Below are 12,433 nucleotides of genomic sequence, written 5' to 3'. Positions count from 1 at the left end.
TTGATATCAAAAATTGTTTTTGATGCTCGATGCTGTGAGTGCCCACACAGATTGCTTGATTCAAATTGTTAAAGAGCAGGGTCGATAACTATAACCCTCACTGGTTTGCTTTGCAAGCCAGACCAGACGCGCACTGCGCCGTGCTGATGGAGGCGCATTATAGGGATATGATTCTCGCTGACAAGCGAAAACTCCGTGTTTTTTTGAAAAAGACGTTCAAGTGTTTAACTAACCATCAATCAGGATAAAAAGCGCCCCAAAAACAACCCAAAGGAAGCCCATCAAGGGCTCTTTAGCATTACTGGCTAGTCCAAAGCGTCCGACTAACTAATAGGTATGGATGGGGGGGCCAAAAACGAAAAGGGCCCCTTGGGGCCCTTCGATATCACGCGGTATCTCTATATCAGATAGAGAAGCTGGAACCACAGCCACAGGTGGTGGTGGCATTGGGGTTGGTCACGGTGAAGCGAGAGCCTTCCAGACCTTCGGTGTAATCCACGCTGCCGCCAACCAGATACTGCAGGCTCATGGGATCGATCACCATGGTGACCCCGCTCTTCTCGACCACGGTATCCCCTTCGTTGATCTTCTCATCGAAGGTGAAACCATACTGGAAACCGGAGCAGCCACCGCCCGTGATGTACACCCGCAGCTTGAGCTCGGGATTTTCTTCTTCGGTGATCAGGGTCTTCACCTTGTTGGCTGCCGCATCCGTCATCTGGATGGGCAACGGGGCTTCTGCTACTGCACTCATTACTGACCTCACAACCGTTAAATCCACAAACATGGAAACCGCGAAATTATCCAATACCCGACCATTCAGTTCAAGTATTCACCAAGCTTCTTACTGTGCGGCCGGTACGGGAGCCGGTGGAGCGACCACCAGCGGCTTGATTACCTCACCCCATTCAGCCAGCAGCTCCTGGGCTGGTTGCCGGCCATCCTTGCCGATGGTGACCCGTACCCGATCCGGTACAAAGCCTTCCGGTAACTGCCAGTTGCCTTCCAGCAGCTGGAAGTAACGCAGTGCATAGCGCCCCTCCCCCACCTTCATACCCAGCTCGCGGCTACCGAGGGTTCTGGGCTTGTCGCCCTGACTGCCTTCCACCTTTATCTGTACCTGACCACGAAACAGCTCGCGCTTCTTGGCGGGCTGGGTCAGCGCCAGCCGATAGTGATAACGGCCGGGGATACTGGTCTCCTGCAGGGTGAGGTTGTCGATCACCACCCCCACCTGCTCGCCGGTGGGACGCATGATCCGCTCGAAGAAGGCCAGCTGGCGCTTCTGCTCCTGTACCTGGGCCTCCTGATCCTTGAGCGTCTGCTGCAACTGCTCGAATGCCGCCTTCTGGGTAGCCAGCAGCGTCTCCTTGATGCCGAGCTCGCTCTTGAGCTGGCCTATGGCCTTGCCTTGGCGCTCCAGCGTCTCCTGCTGCACCGTCAGCAAGCTGCTCTGGGCCAGCTCCTGGCGATTACCGACGAAATAGCCGATGAGCGCCCCCACCATCAGCACTGCCAACCACTTCACTATCTGGGACATAAGGCCTCTTTTGTTACTGCGCATACTGCGGCCACGCTCCCTTCACTATACGCGACTCAAGCAGATTCAGGCCGGCAGACAAAGGGTTAACCGGCGGTGACGCCGCTTTCTCCCCGCTTTTGACGCGCAGCGAGCCGTAAAGTTCGCTCGAGGATCTGGGAATAAATCGGGCGCCCCCCCAACCACTGCGCCACCAGGGTCGCACCGACCGTGGTGATCATCATGGGCAGGATCAGCTGATAGTTGTCGGTCATCTCGGTGACCAGCACGATCCCCGTGATGGGGGCACGTACGGTGGCGGCAAACAACGCGCCCATTCCGGCAATGGCAAAGGCACCGGGTTCGATGCCCAGCTCCGGGAAGGCCGCATGGAACAGATGCCCGAACACCACCCCGAACAGGGTGCCCAGCGCCAGAGTCGGGGCAAACACCCCGCCCGGCGCGCCTGAGCAGAAACAGACCAGGGTAGCCACCAGCCGGATGGAGAAGATGAGGAACAAGGTGGCCATCGCATACTCCCCGCCCATCAGATGGGGGATGAGCTCGGTACCGCCGCCGGTCACCGCCGGGGCAACCAGCGACAGCACGCCGAAGGTTCCTGCCACCAGCGTCCCGATGGCCACAAAGCGATGGCGTCTGTTTTGATGCAGCGCCAGATAACCATCCTGACAGGCCAGCACCAGCTTGTTGAAGACAAAACCCAGCACGCCAAAAGCGGCCCCCATGAAGAGGAACAGCCAGAGCGCCCTGAGAGCCGGCGCATCGTAGTGAGGCAAGCTGATCACCGCCCCCTGCCCCTTCATGTTCTGCAGCATCAGGGTCGCCATGATGGCGGAGATGCCCACCGCCTTGATGGCCAGAAAGGAGTAGCGAAACTGCGGGCGCATCTCCTCCATCACGAACAGGATCCCCGCCAGCGGCGCATTGAAGGCCGCGGCCAGACCGCCCGCAGCCCCGGCTGCCAGCAGGGCGTGGCCATGCTCCTTCGGTAGCCGGAAGATATCCGCCACCATCTTGCCGAGGTTACCGCCGATCTGCACCGACGGGCCTTCCCGCCCCAGCACCATGCCGGAGCTCAGGGTGCAGATGCCACCGAAGAACTTGACCGGCAACACCCGCCACCAGCGTACCGGACGCAGCTCGTCCATGGCCCCCTCAATCTCGGGAATGCCGGAGCCACCCGCCTCCGGCGCAAAGGTATGGGTCAGGAAATAACCAATACAACCCAGCAAGGCGCTGAAACCAAAGCCGAGCAGGCCGAGCTGCCACCAGGGGCGATCGGCCAGCAGGTCGACACGCTGCTGTGCCAGCCAGTGCACGCCGGACTCGAACAGTCCGCAGACCAACCCGGCCAGGGTGCCGACCAGCGCCGCCAACAGCAGCACCAGCAGGGGCATCTTGTCTTGATGAATGATCCGCCGCAGGACAGGGCCGCGGGGAGGCGAGAGCGGTTCGGAGGAGGAGAGAGCTTGTTGCGACATGAAAAAACCACATTCGTTTGCTGACGGAGGTGACGATCATCCGGCCTGCTGTCCGGCTGCCCAGCACCGGGCCTTTCTGCTATAGTCGGCCCGTTTCATTTAACACGGGGCAGTCCTTGGCCGGGGTCAAGAGCGCAAGCATACTCCAGCGCCCCCCGACTGCCGAGCCGCAATCGGCCACCTGCGCCTGTGTGACGACCAAAATCCCATTAAGGATGATCCATGTCAAAATCAGATCAGCTGTTTGAACAGGCCCGCCAGACCATTCCGGGCGGCGTCAACTCACCGGTCCGCGCCTTCAATGGGGTCGGCGGCACACCCCGCTTCATCGATCACGCCGATGGCGCCTACCTCTATGACGTGGATGGCCAGGCCTATGTGGATTACATCGGCTCCTGGGGCCCCATGCTGCTGGGTCACAACCACCCAGCCATCAAGGCCGCCGTCATCAAGGCGGTGGAGAAAGGGCTGAGCTACGGCGCCCCGACCGAGATCGAAGTGCTGATGGCCGAGAAGGTGCGCCAGATCGTGCCCTCCATGGAGCAGGTCCGGATGGTCAACTCCGGCACCGAAGCCACCATGAGCGCCATCCGGCTGGCCCGCGGCTACACCGGTCGCGACAAGATCGTCAAATTCGAAGGCTGCTACCACGGCCACGCCGACTCCCTGCTGGTCAAGGCCGGCTCCGGCGCGCTGACCCTGGGTCAGCCCAACAGCCCGGGCGTCCCGGCCGACTTTGCCAAGCACACCCTGACCTGCGTGTTCAACGATCTGGACTCGGTGCGCGAAGCCTTCACCCAATACGGCAGCGAGATCGCCTGCATCATCGTCGAGCCGGTGGCCGGCAACATGAACTGCATCCCGCCGGTACCCGGCTTCCTGGAAGGGCTGCGCGCCATCTGTGACGAGTTCGGCGCCCTGCTGATCCTGGATGAGGTGATGACTGGCTTTCGCGTCTCCCTGCGCGGCGCCCAGGGCCACTACAACATCGACCCGGATCTCACCACCCTCGGCAAGATCATCGGTGCCGGCATGCCGGTCGGCGCCTTCGGCGGCAAGAAGAAGGTGATGCAGCACATCGCCCCGACCGGCCCCGTCTATCAGGCCGGCACTCTCTCCGGCAACCCGGTGGCCATGGCTGCCGGCCTCACCATGCTGGATCTGCTGCTGGAGCCGGGCCTCTATGAAGAGCTGAGCGCCAAGACCGCCCGGGTTGCAGAAGGGCTGAAAGCCGCTGCCGCCAAGCACGGTATCCCGCTTGCCATCAACTACGTCGGCGGCATGTTCGGCTTCTTCTTCACCGACGAGCCCGAGGTCACCCGCTACGAGCAGGTGACCCGCTGCGACATGGAACGCTTCAAGCGCTTCTATCATCTGATGCTGGAAGAGGGCGTCTACCTGGCGCCGAGTGCCTACGAGGCGGGCTTCCTGTCGCTGGCGCACGGTGACAAGGAGATTGAACACACCCTGGCCGCCGCAGAGCGCAGCTTCGCCAAGCTGGCTGGCTAAGCCGCCGCGTGTCGCAAAAGGGCCCTTCACGGGCCCTTTTTCATTGCAGCTTCGGCGCCTTTCGGCCTCCCCTGATACGCCCGATGTTGGTGCAGCATTTGCGCAAGCGGTGCTGCTCTGTCACCAAACGGTGCATATCCCGCCCCTCTGCCCGTCATAAAACGGGCCCACAATTTGCACCCTGCAAGTTGGATGCAAGCCCGTTTGAGCGAGGTGTATATGGCGGAAATGAGCCCCATCGATGTGCTGCGACGCTATCAGGAGTACGAAGCCGAACTGGCCCCTCTGCTGCTGGGACTGCTCACGGCATCACCCGATTCACTCAGGAGTTATCCCTTCATCCTGAACCAGGCACCCAGTCGGGAACCGCTCGGGATCCTGCCACCGGTGCCGGCGCCGCAAGCCCGTTTGCATCTGATAGTGCGAGGCCAGGGTCGTGAGCTGACCCTCTGCCTGAACCAGCTCATCGCCTGGCTGATGGGGGACAGGGAGCGACGCCGGGCCATGCCCTGGTTCAAGGGGGTTTATGTGGTGCTGAGTCTGGCGCTGTTTCTGATCGTCGCGACGCTCATCTGGCACGGGCTGGAGCAACTCTATCTGCTGCTGTGCGGGGCGCAGCAGAACCGGCTGGGGGCCTTCAGCGCCATCATCTTCCTGACCCTGGCGCTGGCAGTGTTCGACTTGGGCAAGACCATTCTGGAAGAGGAGGTGCTGCTGCATAAGGATATCTTTCGCCACAGCGCGATTCGCCGCACCATTACCCGCTTCATCGCCGCCATCTTGATCGCGGTCTCCATCGAGGGGCTGCTGTTGCTGTTCAAGGGCTCGCTCGGCCAGAGCGAACTGCTCTGGCCAGCTGTGGGTGTGATGGGGTGCGCCGTGGGGCTGCTGCTGGCCCTCGGGCTCTATGTGTTTCTGGGGGCTAGGGCCGAAGCGGCGCTGGTGCAGGCCAGCCTGCGACCGCTGCCAGCCGGGGTTGTGGCTCCCGCCGCGCCGCCCGCCAGGAGGCGTACATGGTCCAAGAGATCTAGATGACGATGAAGGCCTGCAATCACGTCAATACTCCACGGCCAGCACCGACACGCGCCGCACTGGCTAACCAGTGACGCCTGCCAGCCGGGGTTGTGGCGCCCTCCGCGCCGCCCGCCAGGAGGCGTACATGGTCCAGGAGGTATAGATGACGATGAAGGCCACCAGCCATTTGAGCATCGCCATATCCATCGACTTGACCAGCATGGCCGCCAGCACCACGCCGACAGGGCCGAAGATGGCCACCGCCAGCACCGCCTTGGCATCGAAGGCCCCCTTGCGGATGAAAGTGCCCGCCGAGAAGACGCTGAGCACGGCGGTGGAGCCCATCATGATGGGAAACGCCGCCAGCGGATTCATGCCGAGCAGATAGACCAGGGTCATGCAGGGGGCGAACAGGCCGATGCCCACGTTCATCAGCACGCCGAAGATGAAGTTGCCGAGCAGCGCGATCCCGAGCTTGTAACCGGTCAGCCCCATGGCATCGCCACCGAGGGGGAACAGCCCAAGCAGGCCCGCGAAGATGAGGCCGGCCACCACCAGCAGGGAGACCGCCATCACCAGCCGGATGGTCTGGCGATCGAACGAGGCGACGTGGCGCGCCCCCCAAGCCGCCCCGGCGGCCGCGGCCACCATCATGCCGATGAGGGTGAGCGGATCCACCTGCACGGCGCCGATGAAGATCAGCGACTGGGTGACCGTCGGCAACACGCACTGGCCGTTGAGGGTGCCCGGCAGCAGCCGATCGTCGATCAGCTTGAACTGCTTGTAGCAGGCGGTCTTCACCGCGAAGCTGCCGACCCCCAGGGTATCGAGAAAATTGGCGACAAAACCGATGGCCGCCACCGGCCAGAAGGGGGTCGACTCCAGCTCCCCCTGTTGCCGTTTGTGCCACCAGGCCCGTACCAGCATGAAGATGAACACCAGGGCGCAGATGATGAATATCAGGCGCAAAAGATTAATTAACATACAGAGTTCTCCAGCAACGGGCGGCGATTCTAAGGCAGCAAAAATAAAAAATCTTGGTCAGGATCAAGCATTCAGCCCATGCAAACGATTATCTGGAGAAACTCATGACGAGCACGCCCGAACGAATCTGCTAATACTTGTCTATGAGGGCCAGCAGGCCTGGGGCCACCGGTGGTAGTCATGGTCATTTCGCGACGACCACAGTCACCGGCGGGAAGTAGCCAAAAAGAAGGCCGGTATGCACCGACCTTCTTTTTTTATTGCTGACTCACCGGCGTTTTACCCGCCAGCCACTGCCAGCCCGGCAGGCGTGGCAGTCGCCGGGCGATCCAGCCGATCAGTGCATCCGACAGCCCGGTCAACAACAGCAGCGGCAGACAGAGCAGGGTCAGCGACAGGGCGCCCACATAGACATCCGTCAGCCAGTGAGCACCGGAGAGGATGCGGGGCGCCGAGAACAGCGGCACCATCAGCAGCGCGGTCACCCCGGCCCAGCGCGGCAGATGGCGCAGGGCAAAGCCGGCGAAGATCATCAGGAACAGGGCGTGATCGCCGGGGAAGCTGTCGCTGGAGGAGTCCTTGGTCGGGATCGCGCTGAGCTGGGTCACCCGCAGCGCGTCCGCCACCGTCAGGGTCGGGCTGGGCCGACTGACCGGCAGCAGATGACCGAACTGGTTGATCACCAGCGCCCCCAGCAGCATGACAATCCCCATGGCCACCAGCCGGCGGCGTCCCTGCTCGTCCGCACGCCAGAAGCAGCGAGAGAGGATCAGCCCCATGCAGGAGAGCACCGCCAGATCGAACAGCCGGTTGTTGGTCACGGCCACCAGATCGGCCCACCACTGGGCCTGACCCAGCCAGCCATTGACCAGATGGAAGACGGCGAGCTCCCACTGATCCCATGGGCCGTGATCGGGCAGAGCGGCCCAGCTGATGGCGATGAGACCACCCAACAGATAACAGGGTATAAATTTGCGCATACAGACTCTCCTCCCCGAAAAATGGGGCCGTATTTTAAAGCATAAAAAGCGTGACGTGAATCACACAAACGAGGAAGGAAAGGGTCATGCCTCCTATCCGGAAAGCCGGCGGGTCCCCTGCCGGCTTGGCCTGTTGCAGCCTTGCGGCTAGTATGGAGTCCCTCTATTTCGCGAGATGACGAGAGCTATGCGCAGCTACCTTCGGATGATGCTGTTTGCCCTGGGCCTGCTGGCCGGCGTGCAGATCCCGGGTCTGATCGACCTCTACTACCAGCGGCTGGATGCCCGCCTGCAGCAGGCAAGCCTCAGCCTGGCCCCTTTTCAGGAGACGGCGGACCAGCATTTCAACGGCGATCTGACGGCCCTGATCAACCACTATCGTACCAACCCGGATCCGGTATTCGCCAAGGATGCCGCCAGCCTGCAGCTGCTGGTCAGCCAGCGCCAGACCCTGCAGCAGGAGAGTGTCTACAAGCACCATCCCTGGTATCGGCAACTCTCCCACCTGCTGCTGCGCGCCGAGCCCCAGCTCTGGCAGGATACCCTGCAAAACTACAGCTACGTGGTGCCGCTCAAGCAGGCCGCCATCGTCTGCGGCATGGCGGCAGGCCTGCTCGCAGCCCTGCTTGGCGATCTGCTGCTCAGCCTGGTGCTGTTGCCGTTTCGCCGGCAGCAGCCCCGCACACGCTACGCGCCGCGCTGACGCAATCGACCAGGTGGCGCAGGCAGCCGGAAACAACAAAGGGGCCAGTGGCCCCTCTGTTGTTTCCGTCCGGTGTCACAGCTCGTATGGCAACCGCGACTGGCTCACCAAACGCTGGAGCGCCTGCACCACCTGGGGATCGAACTGGCTGCCGGAGCGTGACAGGATATATTCCATGGTCTGGGCCAGCGACCAGGGCTCCTTGTAGGGCCGCTTGCTGAGCAGGGCATCGAACACGTCGACCACGGCCACGATGCGGGCCGACAGCGGGATCTGCTGGCCGGCCAGCTGCTCCGGGTAACCCTTGCCATCGAAGTGTTCATGATGGCCGCGAGCAATCTCGGCCCCCAGCGACAGGTAGCTGGTGCCCTCCACCATCTCCCCCGCCTTGTGCAAGATACTGGCGCCGATGTCCGCGTGTTGCTCCATGATGAGCCGTTCATCCGGTTCGAACCGGCCCGGCTTGTGCAGGATGTGGTCCGGCGTGCCCACCTTGCCCACGTCGTGCAGTATGCTGGCCATGCCGATCATGTCGACAAAACCCGGTGTCAGCTCATCGGGATAGGCCCCCGCCTGCTGCAGCTCGGCCACGATGGCATCGGAGAGCTTCTGCACCCGCAGCACGTGATCGCCGGTATCCGAATCGCGGAACTCCGCCAGCGCCGCCAGCGCCACCACGGTCGCCTCCTGGGCGCGCAGCAGCTGGTTGTAGAGATAGAGGTTGTCGTACGCCGCCGAAATGCGCTGACAGAACACGTCCAGCAGATCGCACTCGAGCGGATCGAGCGGCTGGGTAGGGGTGAAATTGAGCACGAACTCGCGCCCGTTCTGGGCCGCGATATAGAGCGCATCCTGGGGATGCTCGAAGCGGTTGCAGCGATTGGCGAGCGCACTCATCACCGAATCGTGCAGGGCCGGGAAGGTACTGAGCGGCACATCGCTCAGCAGGGATTCATAGTCGCCGGTGGCCGCCAGGATCTCCAGCTCCTGCGAGCCGGGCCGGCGTTCGGCACAGATGGCGCCTTCGGTGCCCACGTCGAGAATGGCGCTGATCTGCTTGAGTACGCCGGAGGCAAATTCCCGCAGCGAGTGCAGATGATAGAGATCCCCCGCCCCCTCCAGTATCTTGCCGAGCCCCTGCCGGCTCTTGTCGATGGCGCAGAGGGTCTCGTAGGAGCGCAGGGAGGCGATGACGGTGGTGTAGAGCTTCTGCACCGTCAGCTCGGTCTTGGTCTTGTAGTCGTTGATGTCGTAATCGAGGATCACCCGCTGCTCCGGGGCCTGCCCCGGCTGGCCGGTGCGCAGCACGATGCGCACCAGGCTGTTATGCATCTCGTTGCGGATCTGATGCACCAGCCGCAGGCCGGCATCCTCGGTCTCCATCACCACGTCGAGCAGGATCAGGGCGATGCGCGGATTGGCCAGCAGCATGCGGGCCGCTTCGGCGCCGCTGTAGGCGTTGAGCAGTTCAAGCGGGCGGGATTTGTACTGAATGTTGGAAAGTGCCAGCCGGGTGGCATGATGAATGTCCGGCTCGTCATCGACGATCAACACCTGCCAGGGGTTGATCGCCTTGGTCACCACGGCCTCATCGTCATCCAGCTCGATGATGTCGTCATCCAGCCAGAGCTCGTCCTTGTCTTGGGCACTGCTCATATCGTTCACGCCTCCAGGCGCTGCATGAGGGTACTGACAGTATGTACCATCAGGCAGCGATGGATCACAAGCCCCTGCACTTGCCCCCCTCGTGCCCGCCCGGTGCCGGCCGGTTTATTCGAACGGTTCGAGATAGGCCTGGATTGCCTTCCTCAGCCAGGCCAACACCTTGCCGTGATAGGCATTTTCCGACAGATAGACGCCGTAGTCGCGCCACTGCAGGCTGAACTTGTGCTTCAAGGTCAGCAGCTCCCCTTGCCGCAGCTGACTCTGGATCAGCGGCGACGGCAGCACGGCCCAGCCGAGGCCGTCGAGCACCGCATCGCGCATCAGCTCGAAGCTCGACAACCCGATGTGGTGGCCGCCGATGGGCAACAGGCTCTTGACCGAAAATTCGTCCACATAGGAGAGGGTGACCTGGGTATGGCCGGTCAGATCCTGCTGCAATACCCGCTTCAGGCTGGCCAGCGGGTGGCTCGGGGCCACCACCATCAGGGTGCGGATCGGGTTGAGCACCTCGATGTTGAGGCCGCTGCGCTCCTGCTCCTCGGTGATAAGGCCGAAGGCGGCGTCGACAAACCCCTCCTCCACCAGCGCGGGCAGCTCCGGCGGCGAGGCCAGCACCAGTGAGATGCTGGTGCCGGGAAACTGGTGGCGCAGCGCCCCCAGCATCTCCCGCCACACCGCCTCGGGAATGGCATCATCCCGCGCCACCCGCAGCGCTACCTCCGCGCCGGAGGCGTAGTGTTCGCACTTGAGTTTGAGGCTGTTGGCGGCCTGCAGCAGCCGCTTGCAGTCATCCAGCACCTGCTCGCCGATCTCGGTCAAGCGGCTCTGGTTGGCACCTCGTTCAAAAAGTTCGACGCCAAGCTCAACCTCAAGCGCCGCTATCGCCGTGCTGACGGCGCTGCGGCTCTTGCCAAGCCGGCGCGCCGTATTGGCGATGGAGCCACTGCTGGCTGATTCCACAAAGAGTTGTATCTGGTAGAGCTTCATGATCTGGGTCGTGAGCAGGGTATCCGATATTCACCTTACCTTGCCCCCTTCTAGCAAGGCAAACCGTCAGCGTCTGAATTGTCGACGCTCAGCGATTCTGCCGCCTGAGCGGGCTGTGGCTATCATGGCCCCGTCGCAGCAACAAAAGGACATTTTATGTTATTCAATCGCATGCTCCTGGCCCGCATCTTCCTGACGGGCGCCATCCTGACCGAGGTCGCGGGGACCTCCAGCATGGCCATGATCCCGGAGAACGAGGCCGGCTGGCTCAACTATCTGCCGATGTGGCTGCTCATCTCCTTCTCCTATCTGTTGTTGGCCAAAGCCGCCAAAACAATCTCCATTGGTATTGCCTTCGCGCTCTGGGAGGGGCTGGGGATCGCGCTGATCACCGTCGTCTCCGTGCTGTTCCTCGACTACCACCTGAATGCTCAGGAGTTGGTCGGACTGGCGCTGGCCATAGTGGGTATTGTTCTGGTGACAATGGGTGAAACCCATGACGAACCGACCACAGGCACCGGCAGCATCCGCCGTCTTGGCGCGGCCCATGACAAACCGGCTGCAGGTACCGGCAGCACCCGCCGTCTTGGCGCAGCCCATGACAAACCGGCCGCAGGTACCGGTAGCACCCGCCGTCTTGGCGCTGCCCATGATAAACCGGCCGCAGGCACTGGCAGTACTCGCTGCCTTGGCGCTGCCAAGGAGGCCGTATGCACCCGTTGATCATCGTACTGGGAGCGGCCCTGCTGGATATCGGCGCCAACATGGCGATCAACCGCTCGGTTGGTTTTCGTCACAAAGGCTGGGGATTTCTCGGCATACTGCTGGTGCTGTGTGCCTTCACCCTGCTGTCGGAAGCGGTGAGCACCGGCAAGATCGATCTGGCCGTGGCCTACGCCACCTGGGGTGCCATCGGCATTCTGGGCACCGCCCTCGGTGGCTTGCTGCTGTTTGGCGAGCGACTCAAGCCCATCGGCTGGGTCGGCATGCTGGTGATGGCCGTCGCGGTGACCCTGCTCACCACCGCCTGATCGCCTCACGCACTGCACACCATGAAAAGAAGCCGCCCGGCTAACCGGGCGGCTTCTGCTCTTTATGGGGCAATGCAGGCTCGCGGCAGGTCTGCCTCAGCAGCTCGCTTCGTAGAGCTCCAGCGGCAAGCCGTCGGGGTCGGCGAAGAAGGTAAAGCGCTTGCCGGTCAGCTCATCCACCCGCACCGGCTCCACCTCGACGCCATGATCCTGCAGATGGGCGATGACCCGGTCGAGCTCAGCGACCCGAAAGGCCAGGTGGCGCAAGCCGCACGCCTCCGGCCGGGAGGGGCGCGGCGGCGGCGCCGGGAAGCTGAACAGCTCCAGCTGGCTACCGTCCGGCAGCGCCAGATCCAGCTTCCACGACTGGCGCTCCTCGCGCAGCGTCTCGGCGATGATGGGCAACCCCAGCACCTGGTGGTAGAAGTGGCGCGAGCGCGCATAATCGCTGGCGATGATGGCCACGTGGTGGATGGCATCGAACAGGGGATGTGACATGAGCACTCCGGGCAAGCGGGCAGCCTGAGCTGCCCGCTGCG

At 62.5% G+C, this 12,433-nt stretch carries 12 protein-coding genes and 1 pseudogene; 5 read left to right on the top strand and 8 right to left on the bottom strand.

Going from position 1 to position 12,433, the window contains the following annotated elements; translation table 11 throughout:
• Positions 1 to 403 precede the first annotated feature (403 nt).
• The 3 genes from erpA to clcA all read right to left on the bottom strand — a co-directional run bounded on the left by erpA (position 404) and on the right by clcA (position 3,021).
• Positions 404 to 754, bottom strand: coding sequence for an iron-sulfur cluster insertion protein ErpA (gene erpA / locus PG899_RS17525; RefSeq protein ID WP_005304404.1), 351 nt, complete (start codon positions 752 to 754; stop codon positions 404 to 406).
• A gap of 90 nt (positions 755 to 844) precedes the next feature.
• Entirely contained in the window at positions 845 to 1,540 is a 696-nt protein-coding gene (locus tag PG899_RS17520) for a DUF6776 family protein (protein WP_041218637.1), read from the bottom strand.
• Between the two features lie 86 nt (positions 1,541 to 1,626).
• Positions 1,627 to 3,021 (bottom strand): H(+)/Cl(-) exchange transporter ClcA, encoded by a 1,395-nt coding sequence (gene clcA / locus PG899_RS17515; protein WP_270697527.1) that lies wholly within the window; start codon positions 3,019 to 3,021, stop codon positions 1,627 to 1,629.
• Between the two features lie 222 nt (positions 3,022 to 3,243).
• On the opposite strand from clcA, the gene hemL reads away from it, so the two are divergent.
• Together hemL and PG899_RS17505 are read left to right on the top strand one after the other, a co-directional pair.
• Positions 3,244 to 4,530, top strand: a complete 1,287-nt coding sequence (gene hemL, locus PG899_RS17510; RefSeq protein WP_270697526.1) for a glutamate-1-semialdehyde 2,1-aminomutase — start codon at positions 3,244 to 3,246, stop codon at positions 4,528 to 4,530.
• 219 nt (positions 4,531 to 4,749) lie between these two features.
• The gene (locus tag PG899_RS17505; protein WP_252411188.1) at positions 4,750 to 5,565 is read left to right on the top strand and encodes a hypothetical protein; all 816 of its coding nucleotides are present in this window, start codon (positions 4,750 to 4,752) and stop codon (positions 5,563 to 5,565) included.
• A 60-nt stretch (positions 5,566 to 5,625) separates the two neighbouring features.
• On the opposite strand, the gene PG899_RS17500 is transcribed toward PG899_RS17505, so the two are convergent.
• Positions 5,626 to 6,528, bottom strand: a complete 903-nt coding sequence (locus tag PG899_RS17500; RefSeq protein WP_045789069.1) for a sulfite exporter TauE/SafE family protein — start codon at positions 6,526 to 6,528, stop codon at positions 5,626 to 5,628.
• Positions 6,529 to 6,785: 257 nt separating this feature from the next.
• Positions 6,786 to 7,508, bottom strand: a complete 723-nt coding sequence (locus tag PG899_RS17495) for a phosphatase PAP2 family protein (RefSeq protein ID WP_252411187.1) — start codon at positions 7,506 to 7,508, stop codon at positions 6,786 to 6,788.
• Positions 7,509 to 7,683: 175 nt separating this feature from the next.
• Here PG899_RS17495 and PG899_RS17490 point away from each other — a divergent pair, with 175 nt between their 5' ends.
• Positions 7,684 to 8,211 carry a DUF2937 family protein gene (locus PG899_RS17490; protein WP_252411186.1) on the top strand — a complete coding sequence of 176 codons (528 nt, stop codon included), beginning with the start codon at positions 7,684 to 7,686 and terminating at the stop codon, positions 8,209 to 8,211.
• A 75-nt stretch (positions 8,212 to 8,286) separates the two neighbouring features.
• On the opposite strand, the gene PG899_RS17485 is transcribed toward PG899_RS17490, so the two are convergent.
• Both PG899_RS17485 and PG899_RS17480 read right to left on the bottom strand, forming a co-directional pair.
• The gene (locus PG899_RS17485; RefSeq protein ID WP_024945740.1) at positions 8,287 to 9,867 is read right to left on the bottom strand and encodes a response regulator; all 1,581 of its coding nucleotides are present in this window, start codon (positions 9,865 to 9,867) and stop codon (positions 8,287 to 8,289) included.
• A 114-nt stretch (positions 9,868 to 9,981) separates the two neighbouring features.
• Positions 9,982 to 10,863, bottom strand: a complete 882-nt coding sequence (locus PG899_RS17480) for a LysR family transcriptional regulator (RefSeq protein ID WP_011707270.1) — start codon at positions 10,861 to 10,863, stop codon at positions 9,982 to 9,984.
• Between the two features lie 156 nt (positions 10,864 to 11,019).
• Between PG899_RS17480 and PG899_RS24265 the strand changes: the two are divergent.
• Positions 11,020 to 11,382: pseudogene (locus PG899_RS24265) on the top strand (SMR family transporter); the annotation flags it as partial.
• A gap of 191 nt (positions 11,383 to 11,573) precedes the next feature.
• The gene (locus tag PG899_RS17470) at positions 11,574 to 11,894 is read left to right on the top strand and encodes an SMR family transporter (RefSeq protein ID WP_011707272.1); all 321 of its coding nucleotides are present in this window, start codon (positions 11,574 to 11,576) and stop codon (positions 11,892 to 11,894) included.
• Positions 11,895 to 11,990: 96 nt separating this feature from the next.
• On the opposite strand, the gene gloA2 is transcribed toward PG899_RS17470, so the two are convergent.
• A complete protein-coding gene (gene gloA2 / locus PG899_RS17465; RefSeq protein ID WP_252411183.1) occupies positions 11,991 to 12,392 on the bottom strand; it encodes an SMU1112c/YaeR family gloxylase I-like metalloprotein in 402 nt (133 codons plus the stop codon).
• Between the last annotated feature and the right edge of the window lie 41 nt (positions 12,393 to 12,433).

This window comes from Aeromonas sp. QDB39, assembly GCF_027707585.1.
Taxonomy (GTDB): Bacteria; Pseudomonadota; Gammaproteobacteria; order Enterobacterales; family Aeromonadaceae; genus Aeromonas; species Aeromonas hydrophila.
This window is presented reverse-complemented; position numbering and strand designations above follow the sequence as displayed.